This is a genomic window from Anatilimnocola aggregata, from assembly GCF_007747655.1.
Lineage (GTDB): Bacteria > Planctomycetota > Planctomycetia > Pirellulales > Pirellulaceae > Anatilimnocola > Anatilimnocola aggregata.
Genome location: NZ_CP036274.1, coordinates 5,226,548 through 5,246,929 on the forward strand (window position 1 = coordinate 5,226,548; position 20,382 = coordinate 5,246,929).

Sequence of the window (20,382 nt, forward strand, 5' to 3'; positions counted from 1 at the left end):
CGAGCTAAATACCGATTCTTTCCCCAGACGGAATGAATTGCGGAAACCATCCAACAAGTCTCTGGTGCCACTGTGAAGTCTCCCACCGCGAACGCTCGACGTCAGGCAACAACGCCGCCGACGAATGGCCACGCGAAAGAAGCGCCTGTGCTTTACGAGCAGGCTGTCGAAAACTGCGCGCTAGGAACCTTGGTGCTCGCTTCCAGTAACCCTGCTCAGTGGCAATGGATCGTCGATCGAATGATGGCCAGACTGCGGCCATCACTCTTTTTCGACTTAGCGAATCGGAAGTTGTTCTGTCACCTCAGCGAGTTGCACAAGAACAGCAAGATCGATCCGACTTTGCTGGTCGCCAGTCTGAAAACTGCTGGGGATTACGGCGAGGTGGGTGGAAGTGCGTTCCTCAGCAAGATCTCCAATGCTGTCCCCAATGTTGCTCATGCCGATCACTACGTCGACATCCTGGAGGAATACCACGACTTGCGTGAAGCTTGGCAGCTTACCGAGCAAGTACGCGACTGTATTACCGCGGGCCAGTCTTCGACCGACGTCTGGGGCAAGATTGAGCAGCAACTGGAACGCGAGAGGACAGGTGGATTCGGAGTGGGATCGATTCGGAGCTTCGCTGATATGAAACGTAAGAAGGGTAATCAAACGCTGATGCCGTCCGTGATCGATCAAATTGGTCGCCAAGGCGAGACGATGAATATCGTTAGTGCTACGAAGATCGGCAAAACGTGGTTCACTCACATGCTTGCTCTGTGCATTGCGGTGGGACGTGAATGGCTTGGTTTTCCCACGCACAAAGGTCGTGTGCTGATTCTCGATAACGAGCTGCATGAAACAACGCTCGTGCATCGCATCTCTCAAGTTGCTGATGCACTCGAGATTCGAGAAGCGGAATATATCAACCAGATCGACGTTGAAGCGTACCGTGGGCGGCTGGTCGACATCCACAAAATCGCGGAACGAATCAATCGTATTCCCCCCAACACGTACAAAGCGATCGTGTTTGACAGCCTCTATCGTTTCTCGCCCAAGGGCTGTGATGAGAACAGCAACTCCGACACGACTGAGATCTACAACGTCATCGACGCGCTCGCCGCGCGAATGGGCTGTCTGGCGATTTGCGTTCGGCATACGAGTAAAGGTAGCCAAACCGCCAAGGACGTAGTCGACGTCGGGGCTGGTGCTGGAGCTCAATCACGGACCGTTGATGCTCACTTAGTATTGCGGCACCACGAAGAAGAAGGCGCCGTTGTCCTCGCAGCGGCGCTCCGCAGCTGGGCACCGTTGGAACCGATGACTCTTCGTTGGACGTTTCCCATCTTCGTTCCCGCGACGGACCTCGATCCCCTCGCACTTCGGCCGGACCGACCACGGAAGCTGCCCAAGTCAAAGGCTGAGGTCGGCAGTCCCCTGGAGCCTGGCTGGACCGCCCAGAGCTTTGTCGCTGCATTCCTGAAAATGGATCCGCAGCCTCGAGTCAGCATCATTGCTGCAGCGTTGGAAAAAGGGATTTCGGAACGCCGGTCCTCCGCCCTTTTGAGTGCTGCTGAGTCAGCTGGTCTGGCCTTCCTTTGGCAGGGTGGTGATCGCAGGCAGAAGGCGTTTGCTAATCGTCCGCAGACAACATTGGGAATCGTTTCGGAGTCCGCTGAATGAGGGGAGATATATATAACGCGCGCACCCCCCACACCCCCCAATACAAAGCGAGAGGTATCTCGCAGTATTGGGCTGGGGGTGTGTGCGTGATTTATATCCGAGCAAGTTTCAAGCAGGTGAACTGCAAGTTCACGACGCAAGAAGGTCCCGTTGTGAACGCCAGTTGGCTTGGTCGGCAGAAGTTCATCAAACCAAATCCGAGCAATGTGACGTTTGCAACTTGCGGAACGGTTTGCCAACACGCCGGACACGGTTGCGATACGGGCGTTGCACCGGCGGTTGGAACCCACCACGCACCCGTCTCCTGGCCCCGAACGTGGGCCACACGGTGCGTCTGCCAAAGTGGCACGCGCCGACCGGGGGCAGGCTACCCCGGGGGTATTGGTTCCTTTTTCGCGAGTTTCTCATCGCTGTTTCCCACCCCCACCTCGGCCGTCACACACAAACTCCCTCTGATTGAACGTGCGATCCGATTAAAGCCAAGGACATCAGCAGTTTATGTCATTCCGGTTGTTAACCCAAAGTTGATTGCGCGGACATTCGCGTCTCAAACCGAAGAAAGCACGCCATGGCTGAAGAGCCCCCTAAACCGATGCCCACTTCCTACAGCCGCCACGTCCGAGAGGAGACTGTCCTCGTTAACGGTGCGTTGATTGTTTTCTTTCGGGATCGGAAGAAACGCCGTTGGAACTGGCGCGTCGTCGATGGGCAAGTAACATTTCCCTGCCCTCCCAATTCAGGTAGTTCGAGCAAGGGCAAGAGTGATGCGTCCGAATGATCAAGTCGCTCACGGGCCGGACCAGGCTGGATTCCTAGCGCGACTCCATGTCCCGTTGAGAATCCAACGGCCTGACGACGATGTGCTGCTTGACGACTCGTGGCTACGGTCGGAGGGGCATTTGGTCCACATCACCAATGGTGTCATTGTCTCGTTAGACAATGAGGATCCGCAGAATGGAGCAGTTCTCGTTCGTACCGGTGACGGCTGGTTGTTCGAGAGCCCGTGGCCGAAGTACGAGTCGGTGCTGCTCGTTCCTCAGCCGAAAACTCGTGGCGACCTACGGCCGCTAATAGTCCGCTTCAAAGCGTTGCGCCGGCTCATCCACTCGCTTGACATTTTTGATGCCCTTCGCCTAGGATTCATCACACACGGGGAGCACTCTCCGTTTCTATAGCGCCGGGTTTTCTGGCGCACGTCAACAGCCACAGCTGCGCGTGCGCGTTCTCTCTCTGAAACCGGCCACGCTGCGGCTTTTACCGCAAGCGTCTCTAAATGAACATCCACAATGCGATTGGCATCAACGAGAAAACGCCCCAACGTGCGAAACGTGGGGCGTCGTGGAGCCGAATCCGCCGGGGTGCGCTACCCGTTGAACGCGAAGTTCCCCCGGTCGGTCTTCTTGAACCGGGCTTCCTGCCCCTTCGTGTTGATCTCTCGCAGGATGGCGCTGTAAAGCGTGGCGTGTGGTGTCTTACCACCGGGGCTCGTCCAGTAGCCCTTCGCTGCGATGGTCTCGATCATCGTCTTGGTGTTCATCGGCTCCTTGGTCTCGCCGAGCAGCTTGGCGGCGGCATCGAGGGCCGACATTTTCTTGTCGGTTGTTGCCTTGGTGGCCTTGGCCTTCTTCGCCCGTTTGCTCTTCGTCACCTCTGGTTCTTTGCACTTCGCACAGAACCGTTCGGCACCTTCTTCGGTCCATTCGTGATCGCCACCCTTCGGGCAGGTACCGGTGGGCTTCGTTTCGGGTGCTGCGGGCTTGGCCGTGGTGGCCTTCGCCTTCTTGGCGGCTTTAGCCTTGGCTGGCTTCGAGGTAGGTTTTTTCGTGCTGGTCTTCTTGGACATGGTCACTCTCCTGGTTCGCAATGGGTTGGCTGCCATCCTCAGGCCCGGCGAACCACCGCCGAGCGACGCCCGCAAAGGCGTTTCGGCTTAGAACCCCAGCTCATCCATCTGCTGGTTAAAGGTCTTCACTCCGATCATGTCGAGCAGCGTGCTGCGAAACCAAAGCACCTGCTGCACCGCTTGTTCGCCTTCCGGCGTAGTAGCCCGGATCGATCCCGCGGGCTGCAACGCCATCACCAGCGCCGCCACTCCCTCCGGCGAAAGGTTGTCGCGAATTACCTTCTCGAAGGCCTCTTGGTCCACCGCGCCGCTCGTTCGTTCGCCGCTCATCGTTCGTTCTCCGGGTCGTGGGTAATCCATCTGCCGACAGACACACATCAGCCATGCGTCGGCAAACAGCTCAAGCTATTCAGGCCGAATTTCAGCCGGAATTCAGCAGGTTTTCTCGCTCCGAGGTTTAGGTCGACCGAAATCGTTCTGATCGCAGGCACCAACAACGGATAAACCAGCTGTGGAGAAGATTCCCGAACTACGCAGCAAGGCCAAGAAGCTGCGGCAACTGCTGCAGCAGGTGGAATCGGTCCCGGGCGTCGGCAACGTCGCGGAACGGGATCGTGATATTCGCCGTAAACGCGAGCGGAGCGCTTCTAGCAAAACCGTTGTCGTTCCCGCCTGCGGCGATCCGGAGCGACGCGAGCGTCTGGAGGCCGACGATGAAGCCTGGTTGCGCTGGTACTTTGCAATCGAGAGCGGCTCGGAGAATCCCTTCTGGTATGACTTCACAGATCAGCAGAAAGAAATGATCGCGGCGATTCGGAACGCCATTCTGCACGGTGGCGATCAGTCGATCGCTGCCAGTCGTGGCGAAGGAAAGACCACGTACTTCGAACGGATGCTGCTCAAGTACACGCTGCAGGGACTCATTCGCTTCGCCGTGCTCTTTGCGGCCACCGGTAGCGCCGCCCAGGATTCGCTGGAATCGATCAAGCTGGAGATCGAGAACAACGATCGACTGTGTGCCGATTATCCGGAAGTCTGTGTTCCCGTTCGCGCCCTGGAAAACACACCTCAACGCGCGCACTTCCAGCTGGTGACCGGCAACCGCCGGGCCAACGGCGAGCAGTACTTACCCACTTCCAGTCGCTTCTCCTGGTGTGGCCAGGAAATCTACCTACCGAAGGTACCCGGTTCACCCTCGGCCGGGGCAATCATTGCCACGCGGGGTCTCGATGCCGCCATCCGCGGTGTGAAGAAAAAAGGCCGCCGCGTCGACGTCGCCTGTATCGACGATCCGGACACCGAAGAAACAGCTCGTAGCCCAGAGCAGGCGGCCAAGCTCGAAGACCGCATCGATCGAGCGATCGCCGGGCTTGGTTCGCAGCAGCGGCGACTCGCGCGGGTCATGCTGACCACCATTCAGAACCGGGCTTGCGTCTCATTTAAATATACGGATCCCGATCAAAAGCCCAGCTGGAAGCCAAAACGGTTTCGCTTCCTCGTGAAACGGCCTGACCGCGCCGATCTGTGGCAAGAGTTCGTCGCGCTCAAGCAGGCCGACTGGGTGAACGGCACCGACAAGGCCCATGAACTTTATCTGGCTAACCGTGAAGTGATGGATGCCGGCGCCATTGTGGCGAATCCCAACCGGCACACACCCGCGGAAGCTTCAGCGCTCGAGTTCTACTATTCGGAAGTCGCGCGGTTGGGTCCGGAAGCGGTGGCCACTGAGTACGACAACGACCCGCCGGTCGATGAATCGAAGCAACAGATCGTCCTCACCGCTTACCACATCCAAAACAACTGTCTGAGCGGCCTCGAGAAACGCGAGGCTCCCGAAGAGACGGTATGCATTACCGTCGGTGGTGACGTTCAAAAGCTGGGTCTGCACTGGGTCGCGATCGCCTGGAATGAACAGGGCGCTGGATCGATCATCGATTACGACTTTTTCCCGTTCCTCACCGAAGGCCGAAAAGCGGCAGACTGTGAACTGCTGATTCTGGAAGGTCTGTTCGCCTGGTATTCAGCGCAGGAAGAGATTCCCTACAGTACTCCCGCTGGCGAGAAGCTGATCGCTGACCTCACGTTGATCGATCAGGGCTGGAAGGAAGAATCATGGAACATTCAGCCGGTGCAGCATTTCTGTGCCCAAGTTGGGTTCCAATCGTTCATCCCTTCCAAGGGTGAGCCGAACTACCGGCGGCCGCTCGATTCACAGCACATACTGATCGGTGACAACTGGCACATCGTATTTCGTGGCGGTCTCCCACTCGTGATGACGAATGCCGATCACTGGAAGCTGAAGGTGCATGAAGGTTTGCTGTTGGATGCGGGGCAACCCGGTGCGCTAACCTTGTTTAATCCGCCGCGGATCGAGGGCCGTCGCAACCACACCGGCCATTTGAACTATTCGAAGCATCTATTGTCCGAAACCTGGGAGACGCGACACAAGCCTGGCTTTGGCGGAGCTCGGACGGGTTGGTGGAAGTCACCCAAGCCGAATCACTACTTCGACGCGACGTATCAAGCCATCTGTGCTCGATCAATGCGGCGGATTTCTGTTCTCGCTCCTGCCGCGCCTCCAACGATGCCGGTCGAACCATACCTTCCTGTGACTCACTACGATTCGACCGATGATCGACGGAATCGCTGGTAAATGTGGGCGCGTATGCAACTTCGACGTGTCGGGCCGAAGCAGTTTATAGCCGGTAATTGGATCGACATTTGTATTTGGATTGCGGAGGATGCGAAGCTGTCGGCAACCAGCAACTTCATTTCAGTTCGACAGTCACTTTCTTGATCAGGCCATCAAACTTGAACGGACGCCGTTCGTAGTAATCGCGGGAGACCGTTGAGCCAAGGTCGGTGCCAACATCGAAACTTTCGCTGGCAGTGAACGCGGCCGGTACGGTCATCTTCGCCGTGGTTCGAGCGACTTCCTTGCCGTCAACAGTGAGCACGATGTCGGCGGGCGCACCGGATTTGGCGGCCTTGAGTGCGGTGTTCACGACAATGGTGTGCTTGCCGGGGGCGACCTTTTCTGCCGACTTCGCAATGGACCGGTCGATGATCATGAGATTGTATTCAAAGATCAGGTGACCCTTATCCATGTAACAAGTGAGGCCTCCGCCCGCTCCGCCCATCGCATAGAGCACGCCACTGGCATCCGCACCGCATTCGAGATCGATGGTGACTGTGTTGTTGTGGTTGCCCAACGCGGGCGCAGTGAACTCAGGCATGCGGGTGGTCGTGTCGTCGAAAATCCAACTCGTGTAAGGTGATTTGATCCGATCTTCGGGATGAATGCGCAGCCAGATGCCAGCTCCGATGGGAAATGCCTTGTTTTCTTCGGCCTGTGCCAGAAAGAGCTTTTTGATTTCTTCGACTTTCTCCGGATGCTGTTTGGCGAGGTCGTGCATCTGCGTGAAGTCCTTGGTGAGGTCATAAAGCTCCCAGACGGCTTTCGAGGAATCCCACTTGTCGAGTCCGGGCTGGGCATTCAGCCATGGGCTAAGCGGTCCGAAGGTGCAGGCGTACCAACCATCCTTGTAAATGCCGTCGCTGCCGTTGTTGTCGAAATACTGGACGTGTTTATTTTCGGGTGCTTTCGCATCGGTGAAGCTGGCGGCCATGCTGACGCCGTCGATGGGGTCCTGTGGGAAACCGTTAACTTCCTTCGGGGCCTTGATGCCGATCACGTCGTACAGCGTCGGAACGATGTCGTTGACGTGATAGAACTGCGAGCGTGGAGTCTTATCGGCCTTGATTCTCTTCGGCCAAGATACGACGAGAGGGTTGCGCGTGCCGCCAAAATGAGCCGCGACAAGTTTCGTGGAACGGAAGGGTGTGCTGCCAGCCCAGGCCCAGCTCGCATTATAGATGTTGTCGGTCAATGGGCCGCCCAGCGCGTTGAGGCCGCCCAGTCCGTCGAGCGCCTTGATCTGTTGGGGAATGGTGTTGGGGATCTGGTTCTGCGCGAGGAGTTCGCTGATTGAACCGTTCTGACCCTCGGCCGACGAACCGTTGTCGCCCCAGAGATAGAGGATGATCGTGTTGTCGCGCTGACCGGATTCATCGAGGAAATCCACCAGCTTGCCAACCTGGGCATCCGTGTGTTCGCAGAATCCGGCATAGAGTTCCATCAGCCGCGTTTGGAAAGCACGTTCCGCTTCAGGGATGTCCGCCCAAGCAGGCATTGTCGAGTCGCGCGGCGTGAGTTCGGCATTGGCGGGAATCCACCCGATCGCTTTTTGGCGAGCGAAGACTTCCTCACGCAGTTTGTCCCAGCCCTGATTGAACTTGCCTTTGTATTTGTCAGCCCAAGACGCATTGACGTGGTGCGGGCCGTGGACGCCGCCGGGTGCCCAATACATGAGGAACGGCTTGTCCGGCGAAAATGCCCGGTGCTTCTTCAGCCAGGTGATTCCCTGGTCCGCCATGTCCTCGGTCAGGTGGTACTTCTCATCGTGCGGCGGCTCGATGGCTGTCGTGTTCTCGACGAGGCGCGGCTCCCATTGCGATGTCTCGCCGGCCAGGAAGCCATAAAAGTACTCGAAGCCGTACCCCGTGGGCCAATAGTTGAACGGCCCCATCGCTGTCGTCTGGTCGGCGGGAGTGTTATGCCATTTGCCGAAGGCGGAGGTCTTGTAACCGTAGTTCTTCAGGACCTCAGCCATCGTTGCGGCTGTCTTCGGCATCACGCCGGTGTAGCCGTCCCAATCCACCGCGCGCTCGGCGATGGTGCCGTTGCCAACTCGCTGGTGATTGCGCCCCGTGAGCAATGCAGCGCGGGTCGGGGAACAGATCGACGTTGTATGGAAGCGGTTGTAGCTGATTCCCTCATTGCAAAGCTTCGAAAGCGTCGGCGTGTGTGCGAAACCCCCGAAGGTGTCCGGGACGCCGAACCCGGCGTCGTCGATGAGCACGATCAGCACGTTCGGCGCGCCTTTCGGAAACCGATTCGGCTCGATGCGACGTTTGTGGATGGATTCTTGCAGCGTTGGCCCCGCCTTGCTGGCGGTAGGAGCTGGCGGAAATGGCAGCACGGACCCGTCGTCGGGCGTGGCGGCGAAGGCCGCTGGGACAATGCAGCATAGGGCGGCGAGGAACGCGAGCTTAGTTTTCATCGATGGTACCTATTTCTTGGGATAGGCGATCTTCGTCTTGCCGATCGTGCCATTGAACTTGAACGGTGCCTGATCGAAGTAATCGAGCGAGACTGGGGAATCCAGGTCGGCACCGATGTCGAAGGTCGCATTCGAAGTGAAGTGCAGGGACATGGCGGCCGGAACTCGCCCTTGTGCCACGTCTTTACCGTTCACTTTAAGCGTGACATCCATCGACCCGCCGATTTTACCGACCAATTTGGATTCGACTTCAATCTTCACCTTGCCTGTCGGCAGCTTGTCATTGGACTTGAGCTTGGTGCGCTGAATCTCAAACAGGTTGAACTCGTAGCACAGAAAGCCGTCTTTTACGTAGCAGGTGATGCCGCCGGAAAACCCAGCCAGCGCATAGAGCACGCCGTTCGCGTTTTTCGGAACGTCCACCTCCATGCTCACCAAGCTGTCTTGTTTGCCGAGCTTGGGCGCGGCGGATTCTGGCATGCGGGTGATGGGGACATCAAAGGTCCATTCCGTGAGCGCGGAGGCGGGCGCGTCCTCGGGATGGAACATGGCGGTGGACCACAAGCCGCCACCGATGGGCAGGTTCTTGTTCTTCGTGGATTCGAGCAAGAAGAGCAGTTTCAGCTCTTCAAGTTTCTTTGGATTCGTGGCAGCGAGATCATTCGCCTGGCTCCAGTCTTCATTGAGGTTGTAAAGCTCCCACTTGTCCGTCAGCGGCGACCATTCCTTGATGCCCTTCGGCAGCCCTCCGACCCACGGTTCACGCGGGCCGGGAGCACTTGCGAACCAGCCGTCGTGGTAAATGCCGCGGCTGGCCATGATGTCGAAGAACTGCGTCTTCCGCGTTCCCTGCGCATTGGCATCGCCCAACGCGTAGGTCATGCTGACACCGTCGATCGAATCCTGCTCGAACCCATTCACGACTTTCGGTGGCGTGATCTTGGTCAGCTCGTAGATGGTTGGCACGATGTCGATGACGTGATGGAACTGCGGTCGCGCCGTCGGGTCTGCCTTGATCCGCTTCGGCCAGGAGACGGCCATCGGCTGGCGAGTGCCGCCGAAGTGGGCTCCGACGAGCTTGGTGGATTTGTAGGGCGTGCTACCCGCCCAGGCCCAGCCAGCGTGATACATGTTGTCGGTCTTCGGACCGCCCAGCGCGTTGAGGCCGCCGAGTTCCTTCAGCGCCTCAAGGTGCTGTGAAATCTTGGTCGGGATGCCATTCTGCGCGAGCTGCTCGCTGATGGTGCCATACAGCCCTTCAGCAGAAGACCCGTTATCGCCCCAGATGTAAAAGATAAGCGTGTTATCGAGTTTGCCCTGGCGTTCGATTTCATCAATCACGCGTCCCGCGTTGTAGTCGGCGTGCTCGGTGAAACCGGCGAAGACTTCCATTAGACGACGCTGGAACGGCTTTTCCGCTTCGGGAATCGAATCCCACGACGCGAGCGACTCGGGGCGCGGCGTGAGCTGTGCGGACTGCGGAATCCAGCCCTTGGCCTTCGCCTTGGCAAAGACGCGTTCGCGATACTTGTCCCAGCCGTCGTCGAACTTGCCCTTGTACTTGTCAGCCCAGTCCTTCATCACTTGATGCGGACCGTGCGAGGCGCCGGGTGCCCAATACATGAAGAACGGCTTGTCCGGGGCGTACGCCTTCTGTTCCCGTAGCCAAGTGATCGCGTCCTGCGCGATGTCATCCGTGAGGTGGTAGCCCTTGGGGAGATGATCGGTAACCGGAGATGTGTTGCGGGTCAACGTCGGATCATACTGCGAAGCCTCGCCGGCGAGGAAGCCGTAGAAATACTCGAATCCATAGCCGGTGGGCCAATACTCGAATGGCCCTTTGGAGGTGATCTGCTCTTCCGGCGTGTTGTGCCATTTACCCCAGGCGCCGGTGTTGTAGCCGTAGTTCTTGAGCACTTCGGCGACCGTGGCTGAGGACTTCGGGATCGTACCACTGAATCCGTCGAAGTCGTTGGCGATCGCCGCGATCTGACCGTTGCCGACGCGGGTGTGATTGCGCCCGGTGAGCAGTGCTGCCCGCGTGGGGGAGCACATGGCCGTGGAGTGGAAGCGATTGAACGAAACACCCAACTTCGCCACGCGATCGAGCGTCGGCGTATTGATTTCGCCGCCATAGGTCGAGGCTGTACCCGGTCCTACGTCGTCCATGAGGATGACGAGGATATTCGGCGCACCTGCGGCCAGCCGCTTTGGCTCGACGCGTTTCTTGTAGGTGGAATCCTGGATCGTCAGGCCAGGAGTGGAGGCGGAAGGCGTTGGGGGAAAGGGAAGGAGCGAACCATCCACGACGAGGACGGCCTCCTTCACTTGGGCCTTGTTTTCCTGGGCTATCGCATTGGTCCATTGGCCAGAAACGGTCATCGATCCGAGCGCAGCCTCGACCGTGCCAAGCACGGCCAGTAGCAGGAGTCGCGTACGCATGAGAGCTCCTCTTTGTAGGTTTCAATTACTTCTTGGTCGGGAAAACCGTCTTCCAGTCGTCCTTCATGTTCACTACGGTCCAGTTCCGCTTCGACGCTTCGTCGAGGCCTTTGTCGAGTCGGCCGAGTCCGGCTTTTCGGTCGTAAGCGTACTCCCGCTCCGCGTCGGTGTGATGAATGATGAGCCCGAACCGCGGCCCTTTCGCGGTCGTGGTCCATTCGATCATTTCGAAGTCGCCGTCCGAGTTGCCGAAGGCCATGATCGGTCGCCGCCCGATGAATCTGTTGATGGCAACTGGTTTCCCGGCCTTGTCGTCGTTGAAGTCGAGTTGGGGCAACCGGACCAACACCGGGTTTCCATCGCGGAGTTCGTACTTCGTCTCAATGCTGCTGCCGATGATTTGCTCGGGAGGTATGCCGTAGACCTTTTCCATCCACGGCCGCATAAATTCAATCCCTCCGCCGGAGACAACATACGTCTTAAAGCCGTTGGCCCGCAGATAGGTGAGGACTTCGAGCATCGGCTGGTAGACGAGTTCCGTGTACGGTCGCTTGAACTGCGGGTGCTTCGCGGTGGCGATCCAATCCTTAACAATGGCCTCGAACTCGTTCGTGGTCATGCCTGCGTGGCTGGCCATCATCAGTTCGAACAGTCCGCGCTCGCCGTTGGTGAAGATGGCTTTTATGTCGTCTTCGAGGGCACCCTTGAACGGCTGCTTCTCCTTCCACTCCGGGTGCTTCGGGGCGAGAGCCTTGACTCGGTCGATGGCGAAATAGAGTTGGACGGGAATCGGCATTTCACACCAAAGCGTGCCGTCGTTGTCGAAGGTGGCGATGCGCTCAGCCACCGGAACGAAGTCCGGTGAGCCATCCTTGGTGACTTTCATCACGAAGTCGATGATCGACTGTTTGGAATTGGTGTCATTCCACGATGGCAACGGATCGGCGGGGGCTGAAGTCCACAGTAGTTTCTGGGCCGTGCCGAAGTCACCGAGTTGATACACGGCGACGCCACGAGCCTTGAAGGTGAACGACTTAAACGGTTCGGCCTTGAGCTTGTCAAGGAACTCGCGGGTGCCGAGACCGACGGTGACGTGCGGGTTGAAGTTCTTGCCGCTGGATTTGGAAACAAATCCCGTGACGTAGTCGATAAGTCCCGGAACCATCGCGCCCCCGTCCGGCTTGGGCACAAACGCCGCATCGGTCCCCTTGTCGGCTGTGTACAGACCTACAGCGTCGATCAGTTTCTGTTGAAGTCGAAGCAAGTCCCTGGTCGGTTCGATCACGATTCCGGCGACCCCCAGATTCCCGCTAGGGATGTCGTAATACCCCTTCGTCTTCAACTCCCACTCCGTCGGGTTTTCGTCCTTCGTTACCTTGGCGACAGCCGCATACACCTTGTCCAGTTCGCTGGTGCGCACGAACGTCTGGATAATAGTGATGTGTGGAGCGTGGTCGGCATCGAGGGCGAAGCTTTTTGGGTAGTCGACGCGCAATCGGTCGTTTGCCGCCCGTGCGTGGTCGATCATCACTCGATCCGGGTTGAGCAGGATGTCGATCGCCGTCACTACGGAAGCGGCTTGCGGGCCTTGCCCCCACACGAGCCTTGGAGAGAGAAACGCGAGGCCCCAGATCGCGAATGCAAGAAGCGAAAGGCGAATCGTTGTCATCGCGGTCTCTTGAAGGGCACTATTTTGGGGAAATGGAGCGGCCGGCAAGATGGCCGACCGCTCGGAGAACGGAGTAACCTACTTTGCGGGGACTTCCTTCAGCTTCTGCATGACCTCGTCCAGGTTGAAACTGGCAGCCTTTTGACGCTGCGGGTAGTCCTTGAACGTCAGCAGGAACTTGCCGATGTAGTCCTGCGCGGGAACGAGCAAAAAGGCGTGGCTGAACAGCCAATCGTAGTAGGTGTTCGAGGTGACCTGTGCTCGCTCGTAAGGATCCATTCGCAAGTTGAAGATCAACGGTACGCGGAGCGTCACGAAGGGGTCGGCCCAGACTTTAAGCGTGCCTTGCGTGCGCTGTTCCATGAAAACCAGCTTCCAATTGTCGTACCGCATGGCCACCACCTGCTGATCGTCGTTGCAATAAATGAACGACTCGCGCGGGGACTTCTCCGTCTTGCCGGTCAGGTAGGGAACGAGATTGAAGCCATCGAGATGCACTTTGTAGGTCATGTCACCGACCTGGTGCCCTTTGAGCAGTTTGTTGGTGACGTCGGTATCGCCGGCCATTGCCAGAAGCGTCGGCAGCCAGTCGTGATGACCGACGATGTCGTTGGAGACGCTGCCAGGCTTGATCTTGTTCGGCCACTTGACCATGCAAGGAACACGATAGGCTCCTTCCCAGTTCGTGTTCTTCTCGTTCCGGAACGGAGTCATCGCGCCGTCCGGCCAGGTATTCATATGCGGTCCGTTATCGGTGCTGTACATCACAAAGGTATCGCCAGCGATTCCGGCATCATCGAGAGCCTTGAGTACCGTTCCCACATTCCGATCGTGGTCGATCATCACGTCGTGATACTCGCTCTGCCAGCGGCCCGACTGTCCCTTGCTCTCCGGCTTCGGATACGTCCGAGCGTGCATGTGCGTGAAGTTCACCCACACGAAGAAAGGCTTGTTGGTCTTGGACTGGCGTTGGATGAAGTCGGCGGCGCGACCAGCGACGTCGTCGTCGATCGTCTCCATCCGCTTCTTGGTCAGCGGGCCAGTGTCTTTGATGATTTGCCTGCCGACCCGGCCGAAGCGCGGGTCGATGGTCGGGTCATCGTTGAACGTGGCTTTGCAGTCCATCACGCCGCGGGGTCCGTACTTCGCGCGGAAGGCTGGATCCTTGGGATAGTCGGGATGCTCGGGTTCCTCTTCCGCATTCAAGTGATAGAGATTGCCGTAAAACTCGTCGAAGCCATGCACGGTTGGCAGAAACTCGTTCCGGTCGCCCAAATGGTTCTTGCCGAATTGGCCCGTCGTGTAGCCCAGCGGTTTGAGCAATTCGGCGATGGTTGGGTCTTCCTTCTGCAGGCCCAAGGTGGCTGCTGGCAGGCCGACTTTGGTCATGCCCGTGCGCAGACCATGCTGCCCCGTGAGAAACGAGGCCCGCCCTGCGGTGCAACTTTGCTCCGCGTAATAGTCGGTGAACATCATCCCTTCCTTGGCGAGGCGGTCGATGTTCGGCGTCTTGTAACCCATCACGCCATGAGAGTAGGCGCTGACGTTCGACTGCCCAATGTCGTCGCCCCAGATGATGACGATATTCGGCCGCTTGCTCTGGGCCGAAGTGAACAGCGGCGAGAGCAGCGTGATCGTCAGCAGTGCGATAAACGCGCCGCACATTCGCTTGAGATTCATGGTGTTAGCTCCTGCGGGAAACAAAAGAGTTATTTCGCGTCTGTGACTTCAAAGACCGACCGATACACGACACCCGCGACTGCCGCGCCCAGGATCGGTGCAAGCCAAAACAGCCATAGTTGACTCACGGCCCAACCCATCACGAAGATTGCGGGGCCAGTCGATCGTGCTGGGTTGACCGAGAGATTCGTGACGGGGATGCCGATCAGATGGATCAGCGTCAGGCCCAAACCGATAGCGATCGGCGCGAAGCCTTGCGGCGCTCGCTTGTCGGTCGCGCCGAGGATAATCAGCAAGAACATGAAAGTGAGGACGAACTCGGCGACGAATCCTGCCAGTAAGGAATAGCCGCCAGGCGAATGTTCGCCGTAGCCGTTGGAGGCGAATCCGTCCGCCAACTTGAAGTCGGCTTTTCCTGAAGCGATCAGATAGAGCATCCCAGCACCGGCAATTCCTCCCACCACTTGAGCAATGATGTAAGGGGCAAGCTCAGCGATCTTAAAACGCCCTCCCGCCACCAAACCGATAGAGACGGCGGGATTCAAATGGCAGCCCGAAATATGGCCAATCGCATACGCCATCGTGAGGACCGTTAGCCCGAAAGCGAATGACACGCCGAGCAGTCCGATGCCCACCTCGGGAAAAGCCGCCGCCAGTACGGCACTGCCACAGCCCCCGAAGACGAGCCAGAACGTGCCGATAAACTCCGCAGTACAACGTTTACTGAGATCCACTTATGGTTTCCTATTGTGAACGCCTGTGATGTCCAAGTGGACATTGAGATGTGATGCGTGAATTACTTCTGCTCTTCTTCTGGGGCCTGCAGCCGCACAAGCAGCACCGGACCGGAACGCTCCTTGCCTTGATGAAGCAAAGCAGGGGCTTCATCCTGCGTCAGATTTTGGATGCCCGTTTCCAACACGACATCGGTGTTCTTGCCGTCGGCGAATCCGATGGCCGCGCGCTGACTGGCCTTGTCCAGCATGCCCTTCAGTGAACGGGAGACTTGCGTTGCCTCGTTGTAGTAGGTGCCGGCAACCACTCCCTGCTTATTCACGGCCAGTTCGAGCATGGCTTGGGAATCATTCACTCCTTCGCGTGTCAGCGCAAAGGTTCCCAGCGGAAGCCACTCCGTGTCCGTTACCTGCGCGGGAGCGGAAGCAACTAACGCTGTCGATTGCGCCGCATATTCCTCCGGTGTGCCGGCCGCCTGGCCGTCCACATAAACGATATTGTTCTCGTAGTACACATTGCCACCGGTACCGTAGGCGTAGTACCGAGGCTGAGCGCTGACCCATGCGGTTCCCATAAACGTACCGAAGCTGGCATAGGTGACCGGACGCCAACCGTAGTAGGCGCCCCGGTTGCCCCAGCCACCGTAGTAGGGATACCCGCCGACCGCTCCGCGACGATAAGCCCCATTGTTGTACGCCCCTGCATATCGGTTTCCGGCGTTCACGCGAACCTGATTACCGGTCGCGTGATGGTTATCCACCCAGGCCTTCTGGTTCTTCGAGTAGTCGACCGAATTGCCGACGTTGACATTGCCGACGTTGATGTTCGTCGAATTGTTGCCCCGATCGCCGACTTTCGGAAAATTGTCGTTGCCCAGGTTGGGCCGCCCTTGCTTACCCAAGTCTGGGCGATCGACGCCTTGACTGCCGCCACCCAGAAAGTCATTCAGTTGAGATGACGAAGGTCCGCCTCCCGGTCGCGCAGCGACATTCGGCCGATCCGTTTTGCCGGGGACGTTGGGGCGCTCGACTCCGACCTTGGGCGGGTCGGTCTTGCCAGGACCGCGAGGCCCATCACCACCCAACTTTGGCGGCGTATGGTTTCCAGCGGTTGGACGCTCAAATCCGCCATTCGGCTTTCCACCACCAGCGCCGATGTTTGGCCGCGATGCGCCACCACCCGGGTTCGTTACGTTCGGTTTGGAGATATTCGGCGCGCCACCGCCGGGCTTGCCGATGTTCGGCGCTCCTGCGTTGCCATGTGCCTTTGGAGCGCCACCGCTCGGCCTGGACATGGCCGGTCCCGCATTCCCTGGCCTGGGCGCGCTTGGCGCAGCATGGCCTCCACTGCGGCCACCTCCACCTCGCTGCGAGTATGCTTCCGTCGTTGTTAGAGCCAGGGCGGCGATGCCACCCAGATAAAGAAACATGACCTTCATTCGCTGCGTCATGATTACTTACCTCCCGCGGGTTTGAGTTCAGATGTCTTGCGAACCAGGACAACTTCGTCAGTGTCAGGCTGCAGTTCGCCATCGATTTCCCGGCTAACCGACTTCCAAGTGCATTTGTTGTCATCGACGAACGTGAAGACGTTGATCGCCGACGCAATCCCACCGTCGGGGAGCGTATAATGCGCGCGAATGGTGTAGCGATTGCCTGATTGAGTCCAGGTGTCTTCGCCGAAACCGCCATCCGAATCAAACGTCCATGAACGAATCGATTGTTGCGCCGGATCCCAGGCAATCACCTGCATGCCCGACATGCGAACATCCTTCTCGGTAATGATTCGGAACGAACGAACAAGAAACGATCCATTCTTCGTAAAATGGCAGTTGAACTCGATCGGACGGTTCTCATCCTCGTTCACCCAATCCCCAACGAGCCAATCGAGGGTGTCGAGCGGGCTTTGCCGATCTGTTGCGACTGCCGCCTGAGTCTCCGCCGGGGGTGATTCCGAGCTCGCCTTGGGCACATCCTGCCCTGCGAACGATAAGGCAACGACCCACCCTGCTGTGATTAGCACAGCAAGCAGTCCGAATGCCGCAAACCAACTTCGTCTCATGGTCAGGGTCCTCTATTGAATACTGGAACGATCAATCGATTTATGCTGGCGCGGAACACTGGCGATCGCACCCTAGCGCGTCCAAGGCCGGGCCGAGACCTGTCACTGCTGAACTTTTCTGTACGACGGCGATTGCCCCGCTGGCCAGGATTCGGTCGGTCAACGCTCGGTCGCTGTACGCACTGAGGGCAATCAGGTCCGTGTTGGGCAATCGCTCGTGAATCATTGCAATGACGTTCTTTCCAGCGTTGTGCGGAAGTGACACATCAACGATCACCAGATCGGGCTTGAGTCGGTCCATCGTCTCTAGCAGCGATCGTACGTCGGCCACCATCACAACCGCTTCAAATCGTTCGTCGAGCAGGGTGCGGATGGCTTCCAGCATGGGTGAGTGGCTGTCTGCGAGTAACACGCTTCCTCGACGCATCGATTGGTCCAGTCATCGCAGCACGGCCCCGACCAATCGTCGGCGGAATGTAACGTCGCGACCGAGTATAGAAAATCGGCTGCCTGGAAAGCGATGAGTAAAACTACTCAAATCCAGTTAAGATTTGACTGTCAAAATCCGCAAAGAACGTAGACCACCGTCTCGGGTGTGCGTGGGAATGGGAGGTCCGCACAGCGCTCAGTCTGTCGCGATAATCCCGTGGCGCAAGGCATACTGCACGAGATCGGCCGTTGTGGAGATGCACAACACATCCATGATGCGGGCCTTATGGTTCTCGGCGGTTCGTGTCGAGATATGTAGTACCGTGGCGACTTCCTTGGCCGATCGGCCTTCGGCAAAGAGTTGGAGAACTTCGCGTTGGCGCGGTGTGAGCGCGGGTGCTTCCAGCGACGCAGTTCGCGTCTCAGCCGCTCTCCGCATGCTTTCGGCGATTTCGCTGGTAACATACGTCCCACCCGACAAGGCAGCGCGAATCGCCATCAGCAGCTCTGTGCTCGCAGAGTGTTTCAGCACGTAACCGGACGCACCCATCTCCAAAGCCTTGGCCGCATAAGTTGCGTCCTTGTGCATCGTGAGAAACACTACCTTGGCCGGGCAACCTTCCTTCCTCAGTTGAGCGACCGCATCGAGCCCATTCAGCCGCGGCATGGCGATGTCCGCAACAATGACGTCTGGTTTCAATCGTTTGGCCGCGTCGACAAGTTCTCGGCCATCCTCAACAATCCCCACCAGCTCATACTCCGGAATGAGAATGCTGCGCAGCCCTTCCACCACGATGCGATGGTCATCCGCTAACAAGAGACGGGGGTGGGTCATGCTTCGTGCTCCGGCAAGGGAACTTGCACAGTAATCTTCGCCCCTTTGCCAGGCGAGGAATCGATAATGATCGTCCCTCGCACCAAGCGAGCGCGCTCCTTCATGCTTGCCAATCCCAGGCCGTGGCTTTCGGCCACTTGAAGCGGCTCAAATCCTCGTCCGAAGTCACGGATCTCCAAATGGACGAATTCGGGATCGGCGTTTAGCTCGACCACAACGCGCTTTGTGTGCGCATATTTCGCGGCATTCCAGAGCGCCTCCTGGGCAATCCGGTAGAGACACAGTGCTATCGCTTTGGGCAAATTCGCTGGCAGTTCACCTGAGCGAAACTCCACGATGACTCTCTCTCGGTCCGCGAAGTGATCGCATTCCGAGTGCAGTGCGTCCGCCAAACCAAAGTCGTCGAGGATGGCAGGATGGATTTGCCGCGAGAGGCGATGAACATCGTCGCAGATCGCGATCAAGTTCTTTTTCAACTTGCCCAGCGATTCACATGACTCAGGCGATTCCTGAAACCGCTGTTCCAGGTTGCCAGCTTCAATCGCTGAGGCGGCAAGTCGCTGCGACAAGTCGTCGTGCATTTCCCTGGCGAGATAGCGCCGCTCGTCTTCTTGGGCCGTTAGAATCTTTCCCGCCAGGTCGCGTGCTTCGTGCTCAGCCACAACTCGTCGCGATCTGTTCACAAGCAAGGTAGTGATGATCAAGCTCTGAAGTACGATCGCCGCGCCCCCCAGCAGCACATACGCGCCAAACTGTTCCCAGAACGTCGGCTCGCGAAAGAGTACGCGCGAATCGGGAGGCAGGCTGCGCATTGAAATATTCAAACGCCTCAATTGTCGGGCATCAAATACCATTCGAACCGTGTCGAGGCCGACAATGGGCATGTCCTCCGGGCGCTCGCCCTTCAGGACCCGAACGGCCAATCCGCCGGCGAGTTTGCCCTGTGCCTCAGCGGATTGGAGGCTACCCCCAACGATGCCGTGGCCAAGCAAGGTATCGTACAAGCCGTATACCGGCACCGAACTCTCGGTCGACATTTGTTCGACGATCTCGACGGTCGAGTAATTGTTGCCGACCGTGTCCTCCTCGTAGGTGAGCATCAGAATCGATGTGTTTCGATCCGCGGCCTCCACCTTTTCCAGCAACTGGCTTCGTGGCAACCCTTCGACAAAGTCGATCTCCATCCCCGTGCTCATGACGCGGATCGCATCTTGCGTTGCACGTTTCAATGCGCGTTCCGGTTCCGAACTGCCGCTCAATACCATCAAGCGGTTGTGCGCCGGATGCAATCGTTGGGCGGTCTCGACAGTTCCGGCAATGTCCAATCGAAACGCTACGCCGGTGACCTTCGGCTGGCCGTGCGCTCGTTCCGCCAACTTCGCCGGAGCAGAGCAAAACACGATGGGAACATTGGGAAAGATGGTTTCCCGGTATTTGAGCGTAAACTCAATTGCCGGCATATAGACGGGAATTACCAAGTCTGGCGGCTTGGCAGCGTACTTGGTCTTGAGCAACTCAATCCAGCCTCGCAGGTAATCCGGGTCTTTATGCCGCACAAGATTCAAGTACTCGATCTCGATATCCAGCGGTTCGTCGAACCCAGTTGTCAGCGCGCTGCGAATTCCGCGATCCCAATCGGCGTTGATGGGAGTGAGTGTGCGATGCGTATACAGGATGACGATCTGTTTCGCACTTCGCGGACGTTGCTCATGGGCGAAGCTCGGTATTGCCACCGACCAGATCACGCAGGTGAAGGCCAGATTGCGAATACACCAGCGATCCCTGGAGTTCTCCGCGAATGACTTGAGTAGCGACACAATGAGCTTCAACTTCTATCAGTGACTGCCAGAAACTGGCTGTTATCTTAAGCGAATGTGAATCCGCTGCCATCACTCGCCGA

14 protein-coding genes and 1 other RNA gene are annotated in these 20,382 nt (G+C 57.9%); 2 read left to right on the forward strand and 13 right to left on the reverse strand.

The features are described 5' to 3' along the window. The first annotated feature begins 72 nt into the window (after nucleotides 1–72). Nucleotides 73–1,665 carry an AAA family ATPase gene (locus ETAA8_RS19460; RefSeq protein WP_145092059.1) on the forward strand — a complete coding sequence of 531 codons (1,593 nt, stop codon included), beginning with the start codon at nucleotides 73–75 and terminating at the stop codon, nucleotides 1,663–1,665. Nucleotides 1,666–3,028: 1,363 nt separating this feature from the next. Here ETAA8_RS19460 and ETAA8_RS19465 read toward each other — a convergent pair. The 3 genes from ETAA8_RS19465 to ETAA8_RS19475 all read right to left on the reverse strand — a co-directional run bounded on the left by ETAA8_RS19465 (nucleotide 3,029) and on the right by ETAA8_RS19475 (nucleotide 3,838). Beyond that, on the reverse strand, nucleotides 3,029–3,508 hold the full coding sequence (locus tag ETAA8_RS19465; RefSeq protein ID WP_202921101.1) for a winged helix-turn-helix domain-containing protein: 480 nt from the start codon (nucleotides 3,506–3,508) through the stop codon (nucleotides 3,029–3,031). Between the two features lie 23 nt (nucleotides 3,509–3,531). Continuing rightward, nucleotides 3,532–3,596, reverse strand: an RNA gene (locus tag ETAA8_RS19470) — hammerhead ribozyme type II. After that, nucleotides 3,596–3,838: a hypothetical protein gene (locus ETAA8_RS19475; protein ID WP_145092065.1), complete on the reverse strand. Its 243-nt coding sequence runs from the start codon at nucleotides 3,836–3,838 to the stop codon at nucleotides 3,596–3,598. The genes ETAA8_RS19470 and ETAA8_RS19475 overlap by 1 nt, the downstream gene beginning before the upstream one ends. Nucleotides 3,839–4,019: 181 nt before the next feature. On the opposite strand from ETAA8_RS19475, the gene ETAA8_RS19480 reads away from it, so the two are divergent. Continuing rightward, entirely contained in the window at nucleotides 4,020–6,161 is a 2,142-nt protein-coding gene (locus ETAA8_RS19480; protein ID WP_145092068.1) for a terminase gpA endonuclease subunit, read from the forward strand. Between the two features lie 115 nt (nucleotides 6,162–6,276). On the opposite strand, the gene ETAA8_RS19485 is transcribed toward ETAA8_RS19480, so the two are convergent. From ETAA8_RS19485 to ETAA8_RS19530, 10 genes are all read right to left on the reverse strand, one after another. Continuing rightward, nucleotides 6,277–8,631, reverse strand: a complete 2,355-nt coding sequence (locus ETAA8_RS19485; protein ID WP_202921102.1) for an arylsulfatase — start codon at nucleotides 8,629–8,631, stop codon at nucleotides 6,277–6,279. 9 nt (nucleotides 8,632–8,640) lie between these two features. Further along, on the reverse strand, nucleotides 8,641–11,046 hold the full coding sequence (locus tag ETAA8_RS19490; RefSeq protein WP_202921103.1) for an arylsulfatase: 2,406 nt from the start codon (nucleotides 11,044–11,046) through the stop codon (nucleotides 8,641–8,643). Between the two features lie 52 nt (nucleotides 11,047–11,098). Further along, on the reverse strand, nucleotides 11,099–12,742 hold the full coding sequence (locus ETAA8_RS19495; protein WP_145092071.1) for a haloacid dehalogenase-like hydrolase: 1,644 nt from the start codon (nucleotides 12,740–12,742) through the stop codon (nucleotides 11,099–11,101). A gap of 78 nt (nucleotides 12,743–12,820) precedes the next feature. Further along, nucleotides 12,821–14,422: an arylsulfatase gene (locus tag ETAA8_RS19500; RefSeq protein ID WP_145092074.1), complete on the reverse strand. Its 1,602-nt coding sequence runs from the start codon at nucleotides 14,420–14,422 to the stop codon at nucleotides 12,821–12,823. Nucleotides 14,423–14,451: 29 nt separating this feature from the next. Beyond that, nucleotides 14,452–15,156, reverse strand: a complete 705-nt coding sequence (gene aqpZ / locus ETAA8_RS19505) for an aquaporin Z (RefSeq protein WP_145092077.1) — start codon at nucleotides 15,154–15,156, stop codon at nucleotides 14,452–14,454. A 62-nt stretch (nucleotides 15,157–15,218) separates the two neighbouring features. Further along, the gene (locus tag ETAA8_RS19510; RefSeq protein ID WP_145092104.1) at nucleotides 15,219–16,607 is read right to left on the reverse strand and encodes a hypothetical protein; all 1,389 of its coding nucleotides are present in this window, start codon (nucleotides 16,605–16,607) and stop codon (nucleotides 15,219–15,221) included. 2 nt (nucleotides 16,608–16,609) lie between these two features. Then, the gene (locus ETAA8_RS19515) at nucleotides 16,610–17,218 is read right to left on the reverse strand and encodes a hypothetical protein (RefSeq protein WP_145092107.1); all 609 of its coding nucleotides are present in this window, start codon (nucleotides 17,216–17,218) and stop codon (nucleotides 16,610–16,612) included. Between the two features lie 40 nt (nucleotides 17,219–17,258). Further along, nucleotides 17,259–17,645 carry a response regulator gene (locus ETAA8_RS19520; RefSeq protein ID WP_145092110.1) on the reverse strand — a complete coding sequence of 129 codons (387 nt, stop codon included), beginning with the start codon at nucleotides 17,643–17,645 and terminating at the stop codon, nucleotides 17,259–17,261. A 198-nt stretch (nucleotides 17,646–17,843) separates the two neighbouring features. Beyond that, nucleotides 17,844–18,482, reverse strand: coding sequence for a response regulator (locus tag ETAA8_RS19525; protein WP_145092113.1), 639 nt, complete (start codon nucleotides 18,480–18,482; stop codon nucleotides 17,844–17,846). Further along, a complete protein-coding gene (locus ETAA8_RS19530) occupies nucleotides 18,479–20,311 on the reverse strand; it encodes a sensor histidine kinase (protein WP_145092116.1) in 1,833 nt (610 codons plus the stop codon). Before ETAA8_RS19530 ends, ETAA8_RS19525 begins: the two co-directional genes overlap by 4 nt. Between the last annotated feature and the right edge of the window lie 71 nt (nucleotides 20,312–20,382).

Bases quoted from the DNA above. Each gene is read 5' to 3' on its own strand.
- ETAA8_RS19465 (WP_202921101.1), bottom strand. From the start codon at position 3,508: ATGTCCAAGAAGACCAGCACGAAAAAACCTACCTCGAAGCCAGCCAAG.
- ETAA8_RS19475 (WP_145092065.1), bottom strand. From the start codon at position 3,838: ATGAGCGGCGAACGAACGAGCGGCGCGGTGGACCAAGAGGCCTTCGAG.
- ETAA8_RS19485 (WP_202921102.1), bottom strand. From the start codon at position 8,631: ATGAAAACTAAGCTCGCGTTCCTCGCCGCCCTATGCTGCATTGTCCCA.
- ETAA8_RS19495 (WP_145092071.1), bottom strand. From the start codon at position 12,742: ATGACAACGATTCGCCTTTCGCTTCTTGCATTCGCGATCTGGGGCCTC.
- ETAA8_RS19500 (WP_145092074.1), bottom strand. From the start codon at position 14,422: ATGAATCTCAAGCGAATGTGCGGCGCGTTTATCGCACTGCTGACGATC.
- ETAA8_RS19510 (WP_145092104.1), bottom strand. From the start codon at position 16,607: ATGACGCAGCGAATGAAGGTCATGTTTCTTTATCTGGGTGGCATCGCC.
- ETAA8_RS19515 (WP_145092107.1), bottom strand. From the start codon at position 17,218: ATGAGACGAAGTTGGTTTGCGGCATTCGGACTGCTTGCTGTGCTAATC.
- ETAA8_RS19520 (WP_145092110.1), bottom strand. From the start codon at position 17,645: ATGCGTCGAGGAAGCGTGTTACTCGCAGACAGCCACTCACCCATGCTG.
- ETAA8_RS19525 (WP_145092113.1), bottom strand. From the start codon at position 18,482: ATGACCCACCCCCGTCTCTTGTTAGCGGATGACCATCGCATCGTGGTG.